The sequence below is a fragment of the Brevibacterium sp. FAM 24630 genome (assembly GCF_049804075.1).
Taxonomy (GTDB): Bacteria; Actinomycetota; Actinomycetes; order Actinomycetales; family Brevibacteriaceae; genus Brevibacterium.
On sequence record NZ_JBNBZD010000012.1, the window covers coordinates 81,737 to 102,895 of the forward strand.

17 protein-coding genes and 1 tRNA gene are annotated in these 21,159 nt (G+C 66.8%); 7 read left to right on the forward strand and 11 right to left on the reverse strand.

From position 1 onward, the window contains the following. Positions 1 to 15: 15 nt before the first annotated feature. From ACPUD7_RS10825 to ACPUD7_RS10845, 5 genes are all read right to left on the reverse strand, one after another. Positions 16 to 1,335 (reverse strand): amino acid permease, encoded by a 1,320-nt coding sequence (locus tag ACPUD7_RS10825; RefSeq protein WP_425119925.1) that lies wholly within the window; start codon positions 1,333 to 1,335, stop codon positions 16 to 18. Positions 1,336 to 1,580: 245 nt separating this feature from the next. Next, the gene (locus ACPUD7_RS10830; protein ID WP_135539208.1) at positions 1,581 to 2,252 is read right to left on the reverse strand and encodes an MBL fold metallo-hydrolase; all 672 of its coding nucleotides are present in this window, start codon (positions 2,250 to 2,252) and stop codon (positions 1,581 to 1,583) included. Next, positions 2,252 to 3,343: an S-(hydroxymethyl)mycothiol dehydrogenase gene (locus tag ACPUD7_RS10835; protein ID WP_425119895.1), complete on the reverse strand. Its 1,092-nt coding sequence runs from the start codon at positions 3,341 to 3,343 to the stop codon at positions 2,252 to 2,254. Before ACPUD7_RS10835 ends, ACPUD7_RS10830 begins: the two co-directional genes overlap by 1 nt. A 338-nt stretch (positions 3,344 to 3,681) precedes the next feature. Next, complete coding sequence (locus ACPUD7_RS10840; RefSeq protein WP_135539204.1) at positions 3,682 to 3,786, reverse strand: methionine/alanine import family NSS transporter small subunit; 105 nt, start codon at positions 3,784 to 3,786, stop codon at positions 3,682 to 3,684. Continuing rightward, positions 3,786 to 5,345, reverse strand: a complete 1,560-nt coding sequence (locus ACPUD7_RS10845) for a sodium-dependent transporter (protein WP_135539202.1) — start codon at positions 5,343 to 5,345, stop codon at positions 3,786 to 3,788. Before ACPUD7_RS10845 ends, ACPUD7_RS10840 begins: the two co-directional genes overlap by 1 nt. A gap of 248 nt (positions 5,346 to 5,593) precedes the next feature. Here ACPUD7_RS10845 and cysS point away from each other — a divergent pair, with 248 nt between their 5' ends. Together cysS and rlmB are read left to right on the forward strand one after the other, a co-directional pair. Continuing rightward, positions 5,594 to 7,045 (forward strand): cysteine--tRNA ligase, encoded by a 1,452-nt coding sequence (cysS, locus tag ACPUD7_RS10850; RefSeq protein ID WP_135539200.1) that lies wholly within the window; start codon positions 5,594 to 5,596, stop codon positions 7,043 to 7,045. A gap of 62 nt (positions 7,046 to 7,107) precedes the next feature. After that, positions 7,108 to 8,046: a 23S rRNA (guanosine(2251)-2'-O)-methyltransferase RlmB gene (gene rlmB / locus ACPUD7_RS10855; protein WP_135539198.1), complete on the forward strand. Its 939-nt coding sequence runs from the start codon at positions 7,108 to 7,110 to the stop codon at positions 8,044 to 8,046. Positions 8,047 to 8,117: 71 nt separating this feature from the next. Here rlmB and ACPUD7_RS10860 read toward each other — a convergent pair whose 3' ends face one another. From ACPUD7_RS10860 to ACPUD7_RS10875, 4 genes are all read right to left on the reverse strand, one after another. Further along, positions 8,118 to 9,623, reverse strand: a complete 1,506-nt coding sequence (locus tag ACPUD7_RS10860; RefSeq protein WP_135539196.1) for an amino acid permease — start codon at positions 9,621 to 9,623, stop codon at positions 8,118 to 8,120. A 170-nt stretch (positions 9,624 to 9,793) separates the two neighbouring features. Then, complete coding sequence (locus ACPUD7_RS10865) at positions 9,794 to 10,615, reverse strand: SDR family NAD(P)-dependent oxidoreductase (RefSeq protein WP_425119896.1); 822 nt, start codon at positions 10,613 to 10,615, stop codon at positions 9,794 to 9,796. 122 nt (positions 10,616 to 10,737) lie between these two features. After that, on the reverse strand, positions 10,738 to 12,033 hold the full coding sequence (locus tag ACPUD7_RS10870; protein WP_240689706.1) for a DUF4032 domain-containing protein: 1,296 nt from the start codon (positions 12,031 to 12,033) through the stop codon (positions 10,738 to 10,740). Positions 12,034 to 12,036: 3 nt separating this feature from the next. Beyond that, complete coding sequence (locus tag ACPUD7_RS10875) at positions 12,037 to 12,810, reverse strand: ABC transporter ATP-binding protein (protein ID WP_425119897.1); 774 nt, start codon at positions 12,808 to 12,810, stop codon at positions 12,037 to 12,039. A 117-nt stretch (positions 12,811 to 12,927) separates the two neighbouring features. On the opposite strand from ACPUD7_RS10875, the gene ACPUD7_RS10880 reads away from it, so the two are divergent. Both ACPUD7_RS10880 and ACPUD7_RS10885 read left to right on the forward strand, forming a co-directional pair. Beyond that, the gene (locus ACPUD7_RS10880) at positions 12,928 to 13,941 is read left to right on the forward strand and encodes a LacI family DNA-binding transcriptional regulator (protein ID WP_425119898.1); all 1,014 of its coding nucleotides are present in this window, start codon (positions 12,928 to 12,930) and stop codon (positions 13,939 to 13,941) included. Then, complete coding sequence (locus tag ACPUD7_RS10885; RefSeq protein WP_135539190.1) at positions 13,938 to 15,029, forward strand: LacI family DNA-binding transcriptional regulator; 1,092 nt, start codon at positions 13,938 to 13,940, stop codon at positions 15,027 to 15,029. The genes ACPUD7_RS10880 and ACPUD7_RS10885 overlap by 4 nt, the downstream gene beginning before the upstream one ends. Positions 15,030 to 15,114: 85 nt before the next feature. Here the strand turns inward: ACPUD7_RS10885 and ACPUD7_RS10890 are convergent, their stop codons facing one another. Then, entirely contained in the window at positions 15,115 to 16,077 is a 963-nt protein-coding gene (locus ACPUD7_RS10890) for a trehalose-phosphatase (RefSeq protein ID WP_167854396.1), read from the reverse strand. Positions 16,078 to 16,093: 16 nt separating this feature from the next. Next, complete coding sequence (locus tag ACPUD7_RS10895) at positions 16,094 to 17,683, reverse strand: alpha,alpha-trehalose-phosphate synthase (UDP-forming) (RefSeq protein WP_425119899.1); 1,590 nt, start codon at positions 17,681 to 17,683, stop codon at positions 16,094 to 16,096. A gap of 65 nt (positions 17,684 to 17,748) precedes the next feature. On the opposite strand from ACPUD7_RS10895, the gene ACPUD7_RS10900 reads away from it, so the two are divergent. The 3 genes from ACPUD7_RS10900 (at position 17,749) to ACPUD7_RS10910 (ending at position 21,062) form a co-directional block, all read left to right on the forward strand. Next, positions 17,749 to 19,755, forward strand: a complete 2,007-nt coding sequence (locus ACPUD7_RS10900; protein ID WP_135539185.1) for a serine/threonine-protein kinase — start codon at positions 17,749 to 17,751, stop codon at positions 19,753 to 19,755. Positions 19,756 to 19,936: 181 nt separating this feature from the next. After that, positions 19,937 to 20,797, forward strand: a complete 861-nt coding sequence (locus ACPUD7_RS10905; protein WP_425119900.1) for a DsbA family protein — start codon at positions 19,937 to 19,939, stop codon at positions 20,795 to 20,797. A gap of 189 nt (positions 20,798 to 20,986) precedes the next feature. Next, a tRNA-Thr gene (locus tag ACPUD7_RS10910) sits at positions 20,987 to 21,062 on the forward strand. Positions 21,063 to 21,159 lie beyond the last annotated feature (97 nt).

Genomic DNA, 21,159 nt, shown 5'->3' on the forward strand with positions numbered 1-21,159 from the left:
TCGGGCCCGTCGGGCTCACACCTTCGCGGTCGGGTTCCTCTTCGTGACGACGAGACCGACGAGGTAGAGGGCGACGACGAAGACGAGCGTGCCCACGATCTGGAAGCGCACGGAATCGACCGTGAAGCCGAGCCCGATGATCACGGCGATGCCGGCCAGGGTGACATACGACAGCCAGGGGTAGCCCCACATCCGCAGAGGCAGGGTGCGCCCAGCCGCCTCGGCGCGACGGCGCAGCACGATCTGCGAAACCAAGGTCACCACCCAGGTGACGATGAGCGTCGAGCCGACGATGTTGAGCAGCACACCGAGCACCTCGGCGGCCCAGAAGTAGTTGAGCGCCACGGCCACGAAACCGAACGCCGAGGTGGCCAGCACCGCGGGCACGGGCACGCCGCGATGGTTCGTCCGGCCCAGCCCACGCGGAAGCATCGACCGCTGCGACATCGAGAACGCCATCCGGGAGGCACCGTAGATGTTCGCGTTCATCGACGACAGCAGCGCGATGACGATCACCGCAGCGAGCAGGGAGGCGACGAACGGCAGACCGGCGGTCTCGAGCACCGCGACGAACGGTGACTCGGCCAGGCTCTCATCCGTCCAAGGCAGGACGAGGACGATGATGGCCACGGAGCCGATGTAGAGGAAGAGGATGCGCCACACGATCGTCTTGATCGCCTGGCTCACGCTCCGTTCGGGATTCGCGGTCTCGGCCGCGGCCACCGCGACGATCTCGATGCCGCCGAAGGCGAACGCGACGACGAGGAGACCCGCAGCGATGCCGGGGACGCCGGTGGGCATGAAACCGTCGGCGAAGATCTGGCTCGGCGGTTCGGCCGGAGTCCACCCGAAGAGGTAGGCGGCGCCGAGGACGAGGAAGAGGACGACGAACGCGACCTTGATGAGCGAGAACCAGAACTCGAACTCACCGAAGCTGCCCGAGGTGGTGAGGTTGATGGCGGTGAAGATGAGCATGATCGCCAAAGCGACGACCCACTGCGGGATGGCGGGAATAGAGGAGGCCGCGATCTGTGCGGCCGCGGTGGCCTCGGCGGCGACGACGAGGCACAGCTGCACCCACCACAGGGCACCGACGGCGAAGGCCGCTGCCGGACCCATGGCCTTGCCCGCATAGTGGGAGAAGGCACCCGGGTTCGGGTCGGCGGCGACGAGTTCACCCAGGGCCCGCATGACGAAGATGACGATGAGGCCGGCGACGACATAGGAGATGAGCACGGCCGGACCGGCCGCCTGCACTCCGGCACCGGAGCCGACGAAGAGACCGGCACCGATCGCCGAACCGAGACTCATCATCACCAGATGACGGGGCTTCATCCCCGCCTTGAGACCGGTGGACGCGGCGGCGGAGGCCGGGGCTGACGCTGCACCGGCGGACTGTGGAGACTGTGATTCGGGCACCCGACGAGTCTAGCCGTCGGAGCCGGAACACGCAGAAGCGGGTCGCACCCCGTCAGGGGGCGCGACCCGCGTCCATCCTTCAGTGCTGCGGCAAGAGCCTCAAGGACTCTCAGTGACCAGGACTCTCACTGGGACCAAGGCCCTCAGCGAGACCGAGCCCCTCAGTGACCGCGTTTGATCCAATCGTCGAGTGCCGGACGTTCGGCACCGATCGACGTCGACTCACCGTGGCCGGTGAGCACGACGGTCGCCTCGGGCAGCGGGAAGAGCACATCGCGGATCGATTCGATGATCGTCTCGAAGCTCGAGTGCGACCGCCCGGTGGCTCCGGGGCCTCCGTTGAACAGGGTGTCTCCGGCGAACAGCACCGGACCGACGGCCCGTCCTGCCCCGGCCGAGGCGGGAGCGGGCAGACCGGTCTCGACGAAGAAGCACGTCGAACCGGGGGAGTGGCCCGGAGTGTGCAGCGCCTTGAGGCGGACGCCGCCGACGGTCCAGGTGTCGCCGTGGGCGATCTGGCCGTCGGGGCGGTAGTTGTCATAGGTCATGTCCCACAGCACGTAGTCCTCGGGGTTGAGGTACACGGTGGGATTGCCGACCCGCTGCGCGAAATCGCGGACGACTCCGACATGATCGTCGTGACCGTGCGTGAGCAGGACGGCCTTGACGTCTCTGGATCCGACCGCCTCGGCGATCGCATCGACGTCATGGGCGGGATCGATGACGATGACCTCGGAGTCATCGCCGATGATCCACACGTTGTTGTCGACGTCGAAGGTTTCGCCGTCGAGGGAGAAGGTTCCCGAAGTGACGAGATGTTCAATAGCAGTCATCAGAGTTCCACCACCGATCGTAGGACTTGGCCCTGGGCCATCTTGTCGAATGCCGCCTCGACGTCGCCGATGCTGATCCGTTCGGACACGAACTTCTCCAGCGGCAGGCGACCCTGCTGGTAGAGGTCGACGAGCATCGGGAAGTCGCGGTCGGGCAGGCAATCACCGTACCAGGAGGACTTGAGCTTGCCGCCGCGACCGAACACGTCGAGCAGCGGAACCGTCAGCTCCATCTCCGGCGTCGGCACACCGACGAGGACGACGGTGCCGGCGAGGTCACGACCGTAGAACGCCTGACGCCAGGTGGCGGGGAGTCCGACGGCGTCGATGACGACATCGGCGCCGAAGCCTCCGGTGCGCTCCTGGATCGCAGTGACGACCTCGTCCTCGCTCATGCCCTTCGTGTCCACGGTATCGGTGGCACCGAGATCCTTCGCCCAGGACAGCTTCTTCACATCGATGTCGAGGGCGATGATCGTGTTCGCTCCGGCCAGGGCCGAACCGGCGATCGCAGCGCAGCCGACTCCACCGGCGCCGATCACAGCCACGGTCTTGCCGCGAGTGACCTCACCGGTGTTGATCGCCGCGCCGATGCCGGCCATCATGCCGCAGCCGAGCAGACCGACGACGGCGGGATCCGCCTCGGGGACCTTCGTGCACTGGCCTGCGGCGACGAGCGTCTTCTCGGCGAAGGAGCCGATGCCCAGAGCCGCCTCGAGCTCGGTGCCGTCGGGCAGAGTCATCTTCTGCGAAGCATTGTGGGTGGCGAAGCAGTACCAGGGCTCGCCCCGCTTGCAGGCGCGGCAGTCGCCGCAGATGGCGCGCCAGTTGAGGATGACGAAATCGCCGACGGCGACGTTCGTCACGCCTTCGCCGATCTCGGAGACGACCCCGGCGGACTCGTGGCCGAGCAGGAACGGGTAGTCATCGCTGATGCCGCCCTCCCGGTAGTGGAAATCCGTGTGGCAGACGCCGCAGGACTTCACGTCGACGATGACCTCGCCCGGGCCCGGATCGGGGATGACGATGTCGGTGAGCTCGACGGGCGCTCCCTTGCTGCGGGAGATGACGCCCTTGACGGTCTGTGGCATTGCGTCTCCTTCTGTCGTGGTTTGAGTCTTCAATCGCGGGGCATGCTGCCGCGTTCAGCCGCAGTCGGCCCCGGCGCTGAGTGCGTACACGTCCACCCTAACCAGGCAGGCTGTGTCCGACCAGTGTGTCCGGACCCTGAGCGGGCAGATCCCTGCCGACGGCAGCGCTTCGGTCCTGCGTGCCTTGGAGTCGGGAAGATCGGCGGATGCTGGGGCGGGGAGGGCTGGGGCCGGGAGGGCTCGGCCGAGGCGGGCGCAGACGACGAAGGCGGTCCGATGCGCAGAGCATCGAACCGCCTTGGCCGTCGGATCACCGCTGGGCGGTCATCCGAGTCGGATCATCCTTCGTCCGGGTGCTTGCGCAGATGCAGGATCGCAGCGCCGAGGCCGCCCCAGACGGTGACGATGGCGATGATCATCATGACGATTGCTGACGTGCCCATTACAGTGCTCCCTTGTTGTCTTCGGTCTTCTCATTGGCCACAGAGTCGGCGATCGCGACGTCCATGTCCTCCAGTGTCTTCTTCGGCCATTTCACGACCGAGAGGATGATCGCTGCCACGACGAGGAGGGCGATCATGCCCCAGCCGTACGTGCCGGTGATCAGCGCCGGATAGTCCTCGTAGCCGTTCGTCGCGTAGTTGATGATCTGCGAGATGAGCATGTAGAGGAGGACGAGCCCGGTGATCGAGATGAGGATCATCCAGGTGATGCCGAGCTTGAAGCTCGAGACCGCATTGAGGTGACCGCTGAGCTTCGGCATCATGCGCAGCATCCAGCAGACGACGACGATGGCGAGGATGGCCGAGCCGACGATGCCGATGTTGTTGGCGAACGCATCCATGGTGTCGAGGGCGTAGAGGCCGGTGATCGTGGGCATAAGCAGCAGCGAGATGACCGCCATTCCTCCGCCGACCCAGATCGTCGAAGCCTTGTTGCCGACGCCGAACTTCTCTCGCAGGGCCTGGATCGGCACCTGGACGATCGAGATGAGCGAGGTCAGTCCCGCGAACACGAGGCAGGCGAAGAACACGAACCCGAAGATCGCTCCGCCGGGCATCTCGGAGATCAGCGTCGGGAAGCCGACGAAAGCCAGTCCGATGCCGTCGGTCGCCACATCGCCGACCGCTACGCCCTGCGCTGTGGCCATGAAGCCGAGTGCGGCGAAGATGCCGATGCCGGCGAGGATCTCGAACGCGGAGTTCGAGAAGCCCACGACGAGGCCGGCGCCGGTGAGGTTCGTCTTCTTCTTCAGGTACGAGGCATAAGTGATCATGATGCCGAAGCCGATCGACAGGGAGAAGAAGATCTGACCATAGGCCGCGATCCACACTCCTGGGTCGCCCAATGCTGCGAAGTCCGGGGTGAACAGAGCGTTGAGGCCGTCGACAGCACCGGGCAGGAACAGCGAGCGGATGACCAGGGCGAGGAACAGGACGATGAGCAGCGGGATGAAGATCTTCGAGAAGGCCGCGATGCCGTTCTGCACACCCAGGAGGAGGATGCCCAGGACGACGACCCACACGATGATGAGCGGAATGAGCACTCCGGGAACGAAATCGAACGAGATGCCCGGGTCGCCCATCTGGAGGTAGTCGGTGAAGAAGAACCCCTCCGCGTCGTCTCCCCAGGACTCGCCGAGGGAGAAGAACATGAAGGAACCGGCCCAGCCGATGATCGCCGCATAGTAGATGCCGATGATGATGGCCACACCGGTGGCGAACCAGCCGATGGGCTCGGCCGCTCTGTGCGTCATGCGGAAGGCCAGCGGAGCCGATCCCCGGGCACGGTGGCCCATGGCGTAGTAGAAGAAGAGGAGAGGGATGCCCGCAGTCAGCAGTGCGACCAGGTAGGGGATGATGAAGGCGCCGCCGCCGTTGTCATAGGTGACGTACGGGAAGCGCCAGATGTTGCCGAGGCCGATCGCCGATCCGATCGCCGCGAAGATGAACGCGGAGCGGGAGACGAAGACCTCCCTCTGGGGTGATGACTTAGTCGACATGATGTCCTTTCTTGACCGATCGCGGATCTTCGAGACCGGGGATCGCCTTCGCAGTCTCATCTGTGAGACCGGCAGGCACGTCTGAAGTCCGCTATACGAGAAAGGTTCCCGCAACGGACTTCATTGCATGATTCCACTTTACTGGGAATTCACTGTGCGATGTGCTGTACATCACGTGATGTGCATAACAGTCTGGTATCGAATGCGGGAAAACGGGGAAAGCGACCAAGCCCGGTAGACTTGTGGGCGTGACTATCTCGCTCTACAACACTGCCAGCCGCACGACTGAAGAACTGCGCCCCGTCCGCGACGGTCAGGTGGGGATCTACGTCTGCGGCGCCACGGTGCAGGGCGAACCGCACATCGGGCACCTGAGGTCTGCAGCGGTGTTCGACACCCTGCGTCGCTGGCTGCTCTACAGCGGCTACCGGGTGACGATGGTCCGCAACGTCACCGACATCGACGACAAGATCCTCTCGAAGTCGACCGAAGAGGGTCGTGAGTGGTTCGCTCACGCTTTCAAGTACGAGCGGGCCTTCACCGCCGCCTACGACGCACTCGACGTGCTCCCGCCGAGCAGCGAACCGCGTGCGACCGGGCACATCACCGAGATGATCGAACTCATCTCCCGACTCATCGAGGCCGGTCATGCCTACCCCGCACTCGACGGCAGTGCCGATGTCTACTTCGACGCCGCCTCGTGGAGCGAATACGGTGCCCTGACCAACCAGAAGCTCGAGGACATGGAGCTGTCCGAGGGCGCCGAGCTGCGGGGGAAGAAGGACGCCCGGGACTTCGCACTGTGGAAGGCGCACAAGGAATCCGAGCCGATCACCGCCTCCTGGCCCTCACCCTGGGGCCGGGGGCGTCCGGGCTGGCACATCGAATGCTCGGCCATGTCGACGAAGTACCTGGGGTCGAACTTCGACATCCACGGCGGCGGACTCGACCTGCGCTTCCCGCACCATGAGAACGAACTCGCTCAGTCGCGGGCGGCCGGTGACGGCTTCGCGAACATCTGGATGCATTCGGGCCTGCTCAACGTCGGCGGGGACAAGATGTCGAAGTCCCTGGGCAACTCGGTCTTCGCCTCCGATCTGTTCGAACGCTTCAGCCCGTTGGCCGTGCGCTACTTCCTCACGGGAGCTGGTTACCGGTCGATCCTCGACTTCTCGACCACGGCGATGGAACGCTCGGCGGCTTCGCTCGAGCGTCTGCAGAACTTCCTCCAGCGTGCCCGCCAGACGCTCGGCGCGCAGGCCCCCGCGCTGCCGGACGTCACCGACGGCTACGCCGGACGCAGCGTCGACGTTCCCGTCGAGTTCGCCGCGGCCCTCGATGACGACCTCGGTGTGCCCAGAGCCCTGTCTGTGGTCTTCGCGACCGTCACCGAGGGGGCGAAGCTTCTCGATGCCGGAGGTGATTGTGAGGGTCTGGCGACGGTCGTCGCTGAGGTCGAACTCATGCTCGACATCCTCGGCGTCAATCCCAGCGCCGAGGCATGGACCGCATCTGCGGCCGATGCGAAGGCCGAATCCGCGCTTGACTCCCTCGTCGCCGCCATGGCGCAGAAGAGGGCCGAGGCGAAGGCGGCAAAGGACTATGCCACCGCGGACGGCATCCGCGACGAACTCGCCGCGGCCGGCGTCATCATCGAGGACACGGCCGACGGTTACCGCTACCACCTCGGCGAGGGCTGAGGACCACGAACTTCGGTCATGGGCGCAGGCCCGTGACTCCCAACGCATCCGATAGGAATCACATGGCTTCCACACCCCGCTCCGGCGGTTCGAAGAAGGGTCCGACCAAGGGGTCGGGCGGTAAGAACAAGCGCAGCCTGCGCGGCAGAGGGCCGACGCCCAAGGCCGAGGATCGCGTCTACCACAAGGCACACAAGGCCGCGCAGCACCGGAAGTCCGCGAACGCCTCGGCGCAGGCGAAGCGGAAGAAGAAGGAGCTCGGGCCGAACATGGTCGCGGGGCGCAACTCGGTGCTCGAAGCGCTGCGTGAAGGCGTTCCGGCCACCGCGATGTACGTGTCCGGGCGCATCGACTCCGATGACCGGGTCCGTGAGGCCATCACCCTGGCCACACAGCGGGGGATCTCGATGCTCGAGGCGAGCAAGCCCGATCTCGACCGGCTCACCGATGACGCGATCCACCAGGGCATCGCCCTGCAGGTGCCGCCGTATGACTACGCCGATCCCTCCGATCTGCTCGACTACGCGGCCGATCGCGCCGAGACTCCGCTGCTGGTGGCTCTGGACGGCGTGACCGATCCGCGCAACCTCGGTGCGATCGTGCGTTCGACCGCGGCCTTCGGCGGGCACGGAGTGATCATCCCCGAACGTCGCGCCGCCTCGATGACGGCCGCGGCATGGAAGACCTCGGCCGGAGCCGCCGCGCGGATCCGCGTCGCCCAGGTCGTCAATCTCGCCCGGGCCATCGATGAGCTGAAGAAGCGAGGCGTTTTCGTCGTCGGCCTCGACATGGACGGCGACGTCGAGCTGCCGGAGCTGACTTTCACCAGGGACCCGCTGTGCATCATCGTCGGCTCCGAAGGCAAGGGGCTCTCGCGTCTGATCTCGGAGAAGTGCGACCAGATCGTGTCGATCCCGATCGCCGCGACCACCGAGTCGCTCAACGCCGGCATCGCCGCGGCCGTCTCCCTCTACGAGGTGGCCCGCTCCCGCCGCCCCTGACCCTCCCCATTGCTACCCGACGGCGGCGCAGCAACCTCGCGCGAGGTTGCTGCGCCGCCGTCACGTAGCAATTAGGAGTTTACGGTGGTGCGATAGCTGGTCTCGGACAGCTGCCCGACGACGGAATGGCGGCGACTGTAGGTGAAGTAGACCAGCGCACCGACGGCCATCCAGACGCCGAAGACGATCCAGGTCCGACCGCCGAGGTTGACCATGAGGAACGCACACGCCAGCGCACCCAGCGCCGGCACGACCGGGCCGAAGGGGACCTTGAACGACCGGTCGAGATCGGGGCGCTTGAAGCGCAGGTAGATGACGGCGAGATTGACGAGGCAGAACGCGAAGAGCGTGCCGATGCTCGTGGCGTCGGCGAGTTCGCCGAGGGGGATGAACGCCGCGGTGAGCGCCACGAGTCCGCCGATGATGAGCGTGCCGACCAGGGGAGTGCCGGTGCGCTGGGAGACGCGGCTGAAGATCTTCGGCACCATTCCGTCGCGGGACATCGTCAGCAGGATCCGCGACTGCCCGTAGAGGACCGTGATGACCACGGAGAAGATCGCGAGCACCGCGGCCACGGCGAAGACGAGCACGGCGATGTTCGACCCGGTGATCTCTTCGACGATCTGGACCAGCGGGGCGTGTGCGGACTCGAACCACTGCCAGTGACGGGCGCCGATCGCGGTGACGGCGACGAGGACGTACATCGAGGTGACGATGAGCATCGAGAAGATGATCGCCCGCGGCAGGTCACGCCGAGGGTTCTTCGCCTCCTCACCGGCTGTCGAGGCGGCGTCGAAGCCGATATAGGAGAAGAACACGCTCGAGGCGGCCGCGGTGACACCGGCGGCGCCCATCGGCAGCATCGGAGCGAAGTTGCCGGCCTTGAAAGCGGTGAAGGCGACGATGGCGAAGAACACGAGGATGCCGAGCTTGACGAAGACGAGGATCGTGTTGACGATGCCGGACTCTCGGGCACCGCGCATGAGCAGCACGGTCGCCAGAGCCACGACGACGAGCGCGGAGACGTTGATGACCCCGCCGGGATTGTCCGCCAGACCGGGTCCTGTGGTCAGCGCAGCCGGCAGCTCGAGACCGAAGACGCGCAGGGTCTCATTGACGTAGTCGGCGGCTCCGACGGCGACCGCGGCCACGGAGACCGCGTATTCGAGCACGAGACACCAGCCGCAGACCCAGGCCACACCCTCGCCGAGGGTGGCGTAGGAGTACGAGTAGCTCGATCCCGACACCGGAACCATGCCCGCCATCTCGGCATAGCTGACTGCCGAGAGCAGCGCCGTGAGTCCTGCGAGGACGAAGGCCAGCCAGACGGCGGGACCCGCAACGGGAACGGCCTCGCCGAGGATGACGAGGATTCCCGTGCCCAAGGTGGCGCCGACGCTGATCATCGTCAGCTGGAAGACGCCGAAGGTCCGACGCAGACCACCGGACTCACCGGACTCCGCTGCGGCCTGCGCTTCTGCGGTCATGGCGCTGATCGATTTGCGTCGTCCCAGCTGCCGCAGCACCCCGGTGGGGGTGGGCGTCGGCGGGGTGGATGGATCAGGCGAAACGGTCATATACATAGTTTTGCATAAAAATACATGACTCTTCGGGTGGGAGCCCCGCGATCACGGGCATCGGCGGCATGAATCGTCGCGGATCTCACACCGCGAGCCCGACGATCGGGAACCACGCTTGCCGAACCCGACCGGCGAGATCTCAGACGTCGAGCCCGACGGGCGAGATCTCAGACGTCGGGGGTGAACCGTCCGTCCTGTGCCATCCACCCGCCGTCGACGAGCTGCGAATGGCCGGTGACGTAGCTCGAGGCGTCCGAGGCGAGGAACACGACGGGCCCGGCGATTTCGTGCAGGCGTCCCCACCGGCCCAGTGCGGTCTTGTCCGCGTAGGCGCCCCACCACCTCTCGTCGGCCTTGATCTGCTGGGTGAGCGGGGTGTCGAAGGGTCCGGGCAGCACCGCGTTCACGCGCACACCCTGCCCGCCGAGCTCGCTTGCGAGAGTCTTCGTCAGCTGCACGACACCGGCCTTCGCCGCGGCGTAGAGCCCCTGTCCGGGTTCGATGGCCAGTGCCCGGAACGAGGCGTAGGTGACGATCGAGCCGCGACCGCGGGTCGCCATCTCCCGACCGAACCCGCGCAGCAGCCGGTACGTGCCCTTGAGGTTGATGTCGATGACCCGATCGAACTCGTCATCGCTGGTCGCTGTGAGGCGTTTGCGCACGTTCGCCCCCGGGGTGACGACGAGGGCCTGGGCATCGGCGTGGTCGGCGACGAGAGATTCGACGGAGTCCGTGTCCGTGATGTCCACGGCGCGGGCCTCAGCGGATCCGACACCGCGGGCGGAGATGAGCGCGGCGGTGTCCTCGGCGCCGCCGAGGTTGAGGTCGGCGGCGATGACGTGGGCACCGGCATCGGCGAGGCCGATGGCGCTGGCTTGGCCCAGCCCGGATCCGGCCCCGACGACGACGGCCGTGCGTCCGCTGAGGTCGAACAGGGAGGTGATCGACGGGTTGGTCTCGTTCGTGGGCATCAGCTCGTTCGTGGTCATCGGGGTCCTTCCAGGGCGGAATCGGTGCGAGAGGGACGTCATCGTCGCCTCCGTCGAGTTCCAAGGTATGCCCGCCGAGGCGGCCCCGCCCTCGTCGTTTCACCTTGTGGAACGGCGCGGGTTCAGAACTTCTTGCTGTCGACGTAGCGGATCTCGTCGGGCAGGTTCGCCAGGTAGTCGACGATGAAGTACGCGATGGCCTCCATCGTCGGGATGTCGCGTTGGCGGGCGCGGGCCATGGTGCGGCGGTGTTCGGCGAATTCGTAGAAGATCTGACCTGGCTCGAGCTTGCGGGTGAGGTTCTGCGGGATCGCCTGGATGAGCGGTTTGTAGACCTCGTCGAGCCACCGGCGGGCGGCTTGGGATTCATCGAGTTCGTCGACCTCGGCGATCTCCGGGGCGGAGCGGAAGGAATCGAGGTCGTTGAGCATCGCGCGGGCCTGGTTCTCGTTGGCGCCGATGCCGGTCAGGCGCAGCAGACGCCGGGAGTGGTGGTTGGGTTCGACGATCTTCGGTTCGACGAGCAGGCTGATGCCGTCGATATCGGTCGTCACGGTCAGCTCGCCGAGGTCGAAGCCGAGGGCATTGAGTCGGCGGATGCGTTCGTCGATGCGCCAGCGTTCGTTGACGCTGAACTCCTCGACCCGGGTCAGCTCCGCCCACAGGGCGTTGTAGGACTCGCACAGGCGTTCGCTGGCCGCCAGCGGGTCGGTCTCCGGGGCGACGAGGCCCGCGGCCTGAAGATCGAGGAAGTCTCCGGCGATATTCATCCGCGCGATCCGCAGATCCATGTTCCGCTGCCCGTCGGAGAGCTGATCGTGCAGCTCCCCGGTCTCGGCGTCGACGACATAGGCGGCATAGGCGTCGGCGTCGCGGCGGAAGAGTGTGTTCGACAGGGACACATCACCCCAGAAGAAGCCGACCAGGTGGAGGCGGGCCAGCAGCACGGCCAGGGCGTCGACGAGGCGATCGCCGGTGTCCCGGGCGAGGTCCCGGGAGAAGAGGGCACGGTAGGGCAGGGAAAACTCGAGGTACGCGGTGATGAGTGCGCCGTTGAGCTTCTGGCCGGACGCGGTGGTGCGGCCGGTGACGACGGCGCGGGGTTCGACGAGAGGGACATCGAGGTTGCCGAGTGCACCGAGGATGTCGAATTCGCGCACCGCCTGCTTGTCCTCGGTCTCCTTGATCGCGAGCACCTCGTCGCCGATCTCGACATAGCGCACGACATGACGGGAGATGCCGCGGGGCAGACCGCCGAGCAGGGTCTCCGGCCAGTCGGCCAAGGGCAGATGCCAGGGCAGTTCGGCCAGCTGGGCATGGTTGGAATCCCGGATCGTGTGGATCTGCGGCGCAGGGGGACGGGCGATCGCGGCGGCGGTCCCGGCCGCGGAGTCACCGGGAGTCGGGGTGCCCGCCACGGTTCAGGAGTCCGTGTCGGAGATCGACGCCACGATCGCCTCGGCGAGTTCCGGTGTCTCCACCCCGATGAGCCGACCGCGGTCGAGAAAGGCGATCCGATCGCCGAGGATCTTCGCGTCCTCGAGGTCGGAGGTGGCGTAGATGGTGGTCAGACCGAATTCCTGCTGCAGTTCCTTGATGAGCGCCAGCGTCTCGGACTGCTGTTCGGGGACGAGGTTGACCACGGGCTCGTCCATGATGAGCACCTTCGGGCGGCGCACGACCGCCCGGGCCAGGGCCACGGTCTGCCGCTGCAGCTGGGTGAGGTCGCCGGGGACGGAATCGAGGATCTCGGTGAGGCCGATCTTGTCCATCACGGTTTCGACGCGGTCTGTGATCTCCTCGGCCGGCAGTCCGTCGACCCGGAGGGCGAAGCCGAGGTTGTCGCGCACGCTCATGTGCGGGTAGAGGGCGTAGCTCTCCAGGGCCAGGGTCACGTCGCGGTCGTTGACGGCGGCATGGGTGATGTCGACGCCGTCGATGAGGATGGTGCCCGTCTTCGGGGTCTCGAGCCCGTGGAGCATCCTCAGGATCGTCGATTTGCCCGACCCGGAAGGACCGTAGAGGACGAGGAATTCGCCGGTGTCGACGAAGAGGTTGAAGGGGTGTACGGATTCGGACGTCGTGTTCTCGTAGATATGACTGAGGCCATTCAACGACACCGTTGACATACGTCCTCCTTTGGGTAAATCGGTGAGCAGCTGGTCGTCGGTGACCTGGCGGGGATGCTCAGTCACCCTTATCCTACGGGGTGGATCGGTCGGGTGCTCAGTCTATTCGACAAAGCGTAGAGTGATTCTCAGCACGACCACAGTGCACAGATGCAGACATCGGCCGAAAGTAGACTGCAAGGTATGAAGGTCACGCTGGAGGAGGTCGCCGCCCGGGCGGGAGTGTCCCTGGCCACGGTCTCTCGCGTCCTCGGCAGGCGCGATGCCGTTGCCGCGGCGACGCGGACGAAGGTCCTCGAGGCGATGAACGAGCTCGGATACTCGCGTTCGACCCTGCTCCATGACGCGCCGAGGCGGCTTGTGGCGGTGAGCGCTCCGGGCAATCCCGAACATTGGCAGGTCCAGGTCTGCACCCGGGTGGCCAAAGCCCTGCAGGATCATGATCTGCTCGTCACCCGCCCGTTGGTCGAGACCGATCCGGAGCCGCTGCGAGTGGCGATCGATGCCGGTGCCGTGGCTCTCGTGACCCCGACCCTGACGAGTCTGCATACCGAGATCCCCTGCATCCGGGTCGACGAACAGTCCGCAGCCGGTGGCGACGACCCCGGCGGTGAGCCCAGCAGTGAGTCCGGGCGCGGCAGTGCCGATATCATCGCCGCCCGCCTCGACCTCGGCGGTGGGATGACGACGGCGTTCGAACATCTGCGAGCGATCGGGCACCGGAGGATCGGGCTGATCTGCAACGACAGCGGCGAACTCGCCGTGCAGCTCATCCGCCGCTTCCGTGCCGAGCACCCGGCGAGGAACCTCGGGCTCGACCTCGAGGACTGGATCGCCCGCGTGCCGAAGTCGTTCTCCGGCGGATCCCGGGCCGTCCTCGAACTCAAGGATGCGACCTGCACCGCCGTCATCGTCCAATCCGCTCTGCAGCTGCACGGGGCACTGCACGGACTGCGCAACCGGCATCTGCAGGTGCCGCGGGACATGTCTGTCGTCGGCTTCGGCGACTCCCCGACGATGAAATTCACCGGCCCTCCTGCCACGGTTCTCGGTCTCGACGTCGAAGGTCTGTCGAATGCGCTGATCGCCGCGACTCTCAACACCCTGCGCATCACACCGACCGGACTGCCGACGGTGCCTCCGGTCTTCCGCCCGCGACTCATCGCCCGCACCTCGACGACGGCGGCCAGACAATGACCGGCCACCACCCGGGCCAGCCGCAGCCCGAACACCGGCACGTCCGCCTCTCCGAGATCGCCGGCGCCGCGGGAGTCTCGAAGGCCACCGCTTCCCGAGCCCTGCGTGACCCCGACTCGGTCTCAGCCGCCTCGCTGGCGAAGGTGCAGCAGGCGCTGGCCATCCTCGGAGCCGCCGGTCACAGTCCCGAGACCCAGCACATCGGACGTCCTCAGCCGGCGGGAGCCGGGACCGGGGAGCCGCTCATCGCGCTCATCAAACCCGCCGTCTCCGCCGGCAACGTCGACCCCTATTCGCGGCTGGCAGAGATCCTGACGAACCGGATGTTCGCCCTGCGCATCGCCGTCGTCCACGTCGAGGCGATCGCCGAACGCAATGCGGCTCTGGCCGATACGATCCTCGGCGATGACCAAGGCGGTCCGAGGGTCTCCGGCGCCATCGTCGTCGGCGGAGGGGCGGCCGGAGCGCTCGCCGGGATGCTCGGCGAACGCGGACTGCCGCTCATCCGCATCTCGAACGCCCGTCACGACGACGGGATCTCTCGCATCTACCTCGACGCCACCGGCGGCATCGACACCGCCGTGGCTCACCTCGTCCACCTCGGACACCGCCGCATCGGACTGGCGGTGCTGCGCGACTCCGCGGCACCGGCCCGCATCGCCGGATTCCGCAAGGCGATGGCCGGCATCCTCCACATCCCCGCGACCCGCGATCAGGCCCCCGTCGTCGAGGCCGCCGGCGGTGCCATGGCCGGTGTCGCCGCCGCCGATGAGCTCCTCGACCTGCGCTGCACGGCCGTCATCGCCTGTGCTCCGTCGCTGTCGTTCGGTCTGCTCGAGGCCGCGCAGCGACTCAAGCTCGACGTCCCCCGGGACCTGTCGCTGCTCACGGTCGGCGACGTTCCCGACGCCGACGTCGTTCAGCCCCCGCTGTCGCAGGTCGTCTATGACTGGACGACCGTGGCGCAGTCGGCGATCGATGAGATCCGGACGATGATCGCCGCCGGTGAGAAGCGCGTGCACGTCGACTACACGGTCGACCCCGACCTTGTGCTCCGCGCCAGCGCGGTTCCCCCGCAGCGCCGCTGACGCCCAGGCGGACGGAATCGGACCCGCCCCTCGCCGAGGCGGCCGTGCCCGACCGCGGTTCGAACCCTGGGTCGGTGAGTCCAGTTCAGTGGCGACCGGCACCGAGGTGCTCGGCACGTTCCCGAGCGAGGCGGCCGAGGAGTTCGGCGACGGCCGCGGGATCGGCGATCCGCCAGGTGGCCGCGGTCGCGGCGGTCCCGACCTTGAGGGTCAGGCCGGCGTCGAGGGCGGGCTGTGCCGAGTCCGCTTGAGCTTCGCCCGCGCCTGCAGGCGACGAGGAGGGAGCCGTGAGCTCGCCGAGGGCGGCGAAGGCGTCTTCGTCGGTGACATCATCGCCGAGGTAGCCCATCGCACTCGGTGCCCCGGCGCGGGCGAGCAGCCGGATGCCGTCGCCCTTCGTCGCCTGCTTCACCGCGAGTTCGGTGATGTCGTGGCCTTCGATGACGCGGATGGCTGGGAACTCCTCAGCGACCTCGGTGGCGTGCTCGTGCAGGGCCGCCGCGACCTCGGGGGCGACACCGCGCGTGTGCACCGTGCGCGAATAGGGTTTGCGCTCGACGAGGACATCGGAAAAGCCTCCCGCCTCGGGCAGGGCGTGTTCGAAGGCAGCGATGTGCGCGTCGATGGCCGCGAGCATCTCCTGCTCGTGCGGTGTGAGCTCGGGGGACCGAGTGAGCGCTGAACCCGCGCCGACATCAGCCTCGACGTCGAGATGAGCACCCGCGCCGAGTTCGGAACCCGCACCGAAATCGGCTTCGGCGCCGTGGGAGCCGATCATCCACACCGCTTCCGGCACCTGCGTCAGCCGCTGCAGGGTCGCGATGTCACGGCCGGAGACCAAGGCCACCCGAGTGTGCGGCAGCCGGGCCAGCTCGGCGATGGCCGCGGCCGAAGCCGGCACCATCCGGGACGTCTCCGGATCATCCTGCAGAGGAGCGAGCACCCCGTCGAAGTCCAGGGCGAGGAGCAGCGAATCGGCGCTGACGAGCTCACGCAGATCCACCTCGGCGGGGGTCATCAGGGCAGGGGAGGGCACTGTCGTTTCCATTCTCACCAGGTGTCTTCTAGCGGGCGGTGGAGATCTCGGAGACCCAGTCGGCGTCCTCGGGCCGCTGCGCACGATCCGACGGCGCTGCCGGAGTATCCGGTGGGGGAGCGGTCCGGCTCTTCTGCACCACGGGACGGTCGGGGACGATGGCCTCGGGATTGTGTTTGATGTGGTCGAGCTCGGCGAGGAAGTTCTTCGACCACAGACTCACGGTGTCCGTATCGACCTTCCGTCGCATCTGCCGCATCCGCCGCGTGCGCGTCCTCTCATCCATCTCCACGGCTTCGAGGATTCCGGCCTTGAGGTTGCCGATGTCGTGCGGGTTGACCATCACCGCCCCCTTGAGCTGCTCGGCCGCGCCCGTGAACTCGGAGAGCACGAGCGCCCCGTCATCGTTCTTCCGGCACGCCACGTACTCCTTGGCGACGAGGTTCATCCCATCGCGCAGAGCGGTCACGAGCATGACATCGGCGGCGAGGAAGAACGCGGTCATCTCATCGCGCGGATAGGAATGGTGGAGGTAGCGGACGGGAATCGATCCGACATCGGCCTGTTCTCCGTTGATCCGCCCGACCGCGAGCTCGACGTCATGCCGGATGATCTTGTACTGCTCGAGCCGCTCCCGCGACGGGGTCGCGATCTGGATGAGCACGACATCCTCGACGTTGAGCCGGCCCTCGGCGATGAGCTCACCATAGGCCTTGAGCCGGTGCCGGATGCCCTTCGTATAGTCCATCCGGTCGACACCGAGCATGACGACCTTCGGATTCCCGACATCCTCGCGGATCTGCCGGGCCCGTTCGACGATGTCGGGATCCTCGGCGAGCTGCTCGAGATACGGGGTGTCGATCGAGATCGGGAACGCTTCGGCGCGGACGACATGCGCGGCCAGGGATTCGCCCTCAGGCACGAGGACCGTCGAGGCCTTCGTCGTGAAGTTCAGCCGACCACGGACCGCACGGCGGAAGTTCGCCGCATCCGCCGGACGCTGGAACCCGACGAGATCGGCGCCGAGGAGGCCCCGCAGGATCTCGTCCCGCCACGGCAGCTGAGCGAAGAGCTCATAGGGCGGGAACGGAATGTGGTTGAAGAAGCCGATGGCCACATCGGGGCGCATACGACGAACCATGAGCGGAACGAGCTGGAGCTGATAGTCATGGATCCACACGGTCGCGGACTCCGCAGCCACCTCGGCGACCTTCTGCGCGAAGCGCTCGTTGACCCGCACATACGCATCCCACCATGTGCGGTGGAACTCGGGCGGGACGATGACATCGTGGTAGAGCGGCCACAGAGTCGCGTTGGAAAACCCTTCGTAATACCTGCGGACATCCTCACTTGTCAGGGTCACCGGGGTCAGGTGCATGCCATCAATGGTGAAGGAGTCGAAATCCTGATCCGGCACCCCGGTCCACCCGATCCACGCACCCTCCTGGGCCTTCATCACGGGAGCCACCGCTGTGACCAAACCCCCAGGTGAGGTGCGCCATCCTCGGCTTTCGTCCTCGGGGTCGCGATCAACCGGAAGGCGGTTGGCCACCACGACGAAATCGCTGTCTCCGTACTGGGTTTCGGTGTGTGAATCGGCAGAGTTGACGGTGCTCATCTGCGCCTCCTCCTGTGTCGGTCCTTGGAATGAACTGTACTCGCTCGACTAGGCTTGGCCAGGTGATGGAACAGGAACTGGGGGGCTACCGCCTCATCGAGGAGCTCGGCTCGGGCGGCATGGGTGTCGTCTACCTCGGTGTCGACGGCGGAAACAACCCGGTCGCGGTCAAGGTCCTGCACCCTCACATCGCCAACGACGAGACCGCGCGCAAGCGCCTTGCCCGCGAAACTCGGACCCTGCGGCGCATCCGCCACCCGCGCATCGCCGAGGTCCTCGACGCCGAGCTCGACTCCGCGCAGCCGTTCATCATCACCGAATTCGTTGACGGGCAGACCCTGTCCGATGACGTCCGCGACAACGGCCCCTTCGCCGAGGATGAGCTCGTCCACTTCGGCCACGCCCTCCTCGACGCCCTCAACGCCGTCCACGAGGCCGGCGTCATCCACCGCGACCTCAAGCCCGCGAACGTGATGATCATGGACGGCGAACCGATGGTCATCGACTTCGGCATCGCGCAGGTCGCCGACGAAGTGCGAGTGACCGCGACCGGCCTCGTCATGGGCACACCCGGCTACCTCTCCCCGGAGATCGCCGACGGCAAGAGCTCGAGCGAGAAGACCGACTGGTGGGGGTGGGCCGCGACCATGGCCTTCGCCGCGACCGGCCGCAACCCCTATGGTTCGGGTCCCCTCGAAGCCGTGCTCGGTCGGGTCGCCATGGGCAAATTCGATCTTGACGGGGCACCGAGGAACTTCGTTCCGCTCATCGCCGCCTGCCTCGACCCGAAACCCGAACGACGGCCGTCGGGGCAGATGATCCTCGACGCTCTCGTCGACATCGAATCCGGGCGGATGCCGCAGCTCGGATCGGGACCCAGCGGAGGAGCCGGCGGGGGAGTGCAGCGTTCGCCGAGCGGAACCGCTGTCATGCCCGCGGTCGATGACGGGCCGGGCGCCGGATTCGGCGCGGCCGGGGCGGCCGCCGGCGGCGCGGCCCTGGGCGGTGCCGCGGGGTATGGTGCCGCAGGTGTCGCGGGACAGGGCGGTCCGCACCCAGGACAGTACGCCGGTACTCCCGGCGGACAGCCGCAGTATCCCGGCGCCAGCCGACCATCGAACTATTCGGGCTCCGGCTACGGGGCGGACCAGTTCGGCAGGGGCGGGCAGATGCCCGGCCAACCCCAGCAGGGCACCGCTGCGCCGCTCGGCCCCGAAGGAAATATCCAGGCCGGCCCGGAATCCCCGCTGGCCGGAGCCGACCTCGGCCGGTCCGGATTCGCCCAGCACGGGCAGGGCGGCCACCCCGGACAGGGACTGGCACCCGGACAGGCACAGGGCTTCGTCGGGTCGAACGGTCAGGGGATGCAGCCGCAGGGTCAGGGTCCGTGGACCGGACCCGGCGGACCCGATGGTCAGGGCATTGCGCCCGGCGGTCAGGGGATGCAGCCCGGTGGCCGACCGTGGATGCCGATGACCTATCGGCGGGTGCGCAGCGGCGGTTGGGTCGTCTTCGGCCTCATCGTGCTCGGTGTGGCCGTCATGCCGTTGAGCCCTCTGGTCGTCTGCCTCATCGCACTCATCTGGTCGGTTGCCGCACGCACCGGTACGCGTCTGGATCGGAAGGTCCAGCGGTATCGGTTCGACCGCGGATTGGAGACGGGCGGATTCGGGCGGGCGCTCGCCTCGGCGCCGGGCGCTGTCCTGGCCTCGGCCCTGACCTCCGTGGCCTCAGTCATCCTGCCGGCGATCGCGGCCACCGCCGCACTCGTGCTCACTCGCCTCGACATCGGCGGGGTCGTGCCCAGCGGAGCCTCCGAACAGTGGTCGGTGTGGACGGCCGGGGCCGCGGGCGCCCTCGTGCTGTGGGTGGGTCCTGGAGCGTCGAGTCTGCGTTACGGTTCGCGGCTGCTGGTCTCGGGCGCCACCCGCAATCAGCTCGGACGTCTCATCGCTCTGGCCGTGATCGTGCTGCTCGTGATCCTCGCCGTGATGGTCATTCAATCGGGTGCGGCCATGTCCTGGTGGCCGCTGACGATCAGCCCCTTCGATCACCTGCCCGGCCCGGTGTGAGCTGAGCCGAGGCACCCTCGCCGAGCGGCAGGCAGTTGAACGTTGTAGTTGAACCTTGAATATTTCTGGGAATCGGTCCCCGACGGGTTTCGGTACAGTGGTGCCGTCGGGGAGCGGAAGGCATCCCGAACCGTTCGGGCCCCAGGCCGCACCGATGTCAGACGATCCAACGTGAGGAACAATGGCGAAGAACAGCTCCGGAGACGATAAGCGGAACAAGGCGCGCGCGAACGCCCGTCAGATCGCGGCGAATCAGGCGAAGAAGGAGAAAACCGCAAAGACGGTCCTCTACGTCGGCATCGGCGTCGTCATCGTCGCGGTTCTTGCCGTCGTCGGTGTGCTCGTCTTCCAGCAGAGCAAGCCTGCAGCGAACCCCGAGAACTACATCGCCGACGGAATCACCGTCGGCAAGGACGAAGCACTCGTGCAGCCGTTGAAGATGCCCGAAGGTGAGAGTTCGGACCTGCCCGCGCCGAGCGAGGCCGGAGCGAAGAAGGACGCTGCCACGGTCACCGTCTACCTCGACTTCCAGTGCCCCGGATGCCAGGCCTTCGAGCAGACCAACTCGTCGATGCTCAAGAAGCTCGCCGATGAGGGATCGATCGTCGTCAACTACAAGCCGGTGTCGTTCCTCGACCGCATGTCCAGCGGCAACGAGTACTCGACCCGGGCGGCGAACCTCGCGGCGTGTGCCATCGACAGCCAGCCCGAGAAGGCCATGGACCTCTTCGACGCCCTCTACGCTCAGCAGCCCGAAGAAGGCGGCGACGGGCGCAGCGACGAAGAGCTGCTCGAGGTCGCCGAGAAGGCCGGTGTCGACACCTCGAAGAAGCTGTCATCTGATTCCGAGCAGACTGTGAAGTCCTGCGTCAGCGAGAAGGGCTTCGAGAAGTTCGTCGAGAAGTCGAGCCAGGATGCCCTGGACGACGGCGTCGAAGCCACCCCGTGGGTGCTCATCAACGGCAAGCACACCGACAAGACCAGCGACGCGCAGGCTCTGGCCGCCGAGATCCTCAAGGCGACCGGAGAGTTCAAGGGCTGATCGCCTGAGACTTCCGGCCCGGGACCGGACGGGACACGGACCGGGACCAGCCTAGCCCGGCCGCCCGGCCGGAACTGGGGCCGGCCGCCCGGCCGAAACTGGGGCCGGTCATCGTCGTCTCCGCGGTTTTGTGGCAGGCGCGGCCGATGGACTACTATCATGTAGGCGCAGACGCTCTGTCTGCGGCACGCCTCCTTAGCTCAGTTGGTAGAGCACCGCTCTTGTAAAGCGAAGGTCGTCAGTTCGAGTCTGACAGGGGGCTCCACCAGAACAAGCCCCGCGCACCGCTGGAAACAGCGGAGCGCGGGGCTTGTGCGTGTTCGTGTGCCGAAGGGCGCTGTCCGAAAGCTCGGTCGAGGACG

What these genes read in the sequence shown, in the direction of transcription:
- ACPUD7_RS10885 (WP_135539190.1), top strand. Translation starts at nt 13,938, where the DNA reads ATGACCGGCCACCACCCGGGCCAGCCGCAGCCCGAACACCGGCACGTC.
- ACPUD7_RS10880 (WP_425119898.1), top strand. Translation starts at nt 12,928, where the DNA reads ATGAAGGTCACGCTGGAGGAGGTCGCCGCCCGGGCGGGAGTGTCCCTG.
- ACPUD7_RS10890 (WP_167854396.1), bottom strand. Translation starts at nt 16,077, where the DNA reads ATGGAAACGACAGTGCCCTCCCCTGCCCTGATGACCCCCGCCGAGGTG.
- rlmB (WP_135539198.1), top strand. Translation starts at nt 7,108, where the DNA reads ATGGCTTCCACACCCCGCTCCGGCGGTTCGAAGAAGGGTCCGACCAAG.
- ACPUD7_RS10905 (WP_425119900.1), top strand. Translation starts at nt 19,937, where the DNA reads ATGGCGAAGAACAGCTCCGGAGACGATAAGCGGAACAAGGCGCGCGCG.
- ACPUD7_RS10895 (WP_425119899.1), bottom strand. Translation starts at nt 17,683, where the DNA reads ATGAGCACCGTCAACTCTGCCGATTCACACACCGAAACCCAGTACGGA.
- ACPUD7_RS10845 (WP_135539202.1), bottom strand. Translation starts at nt 5,345, where the DNA reads ATGTCGACTAAGTCATCACCCCAGAGGGAGGTCTTCGTCTCCCGCTCC.
- ACPUD7_RS10835 (WP_425119895.1), bottom strand. Translation starts at nt 3,343, where the DNA reads ATGCCACAGACCGTCAAGGGCGTCATCTCCCGCAGCAAGGGAGCGCCC.
- ACPUD7_RS10840 (WP_135539204.1), bottom strand. Translation starts at nt 3,786, where the DNA reads ATGGGCACGTCAGCAATCGTCATGATGATCATCGCCATCGTCACCGTC.
- ACPUD7_RS10830 (WP_135539208.1), bottom strand. Translation starts at nt 2,252, where the DNA reads ATGACTGCTATTGAACATCTCGTCACTTCGGGAACCTTCTCCCTCGAC.
- ACPUD7_RS10900 (WP_135539185.1), top strand. Translation starts at nt 17,749, where the DNA reads ATGGAACAGGAACTGGGGGGCTACCGCCTCATCGAGGAGCTCGGCTCG.
- ACPUD7_RS10865 (WP_425119896.1), bottom strand. Translation starts at nt 10,615, where the DNA reads ATGACCACGAACGAGCTGATGCCCACGAACGAGACCAACCCGTCGATC.
- ACPUD7_RS10860 (WP_135539196.1), bottom strand. Translation starts at nt 9,623, where the DNA reads ATGACCGTTTCGCCTGATCCATCCACCCCGCCGACGCCCACCCCCACC.
- ACPUD7_RS10825 (WP_425119925.1), bottom strand. Translation starts at nt 1,335, where the DNA reads ATGAAGCCCCGTCATCTGGTGATGATGAGTCTCGGTTCGGCGATCGGT.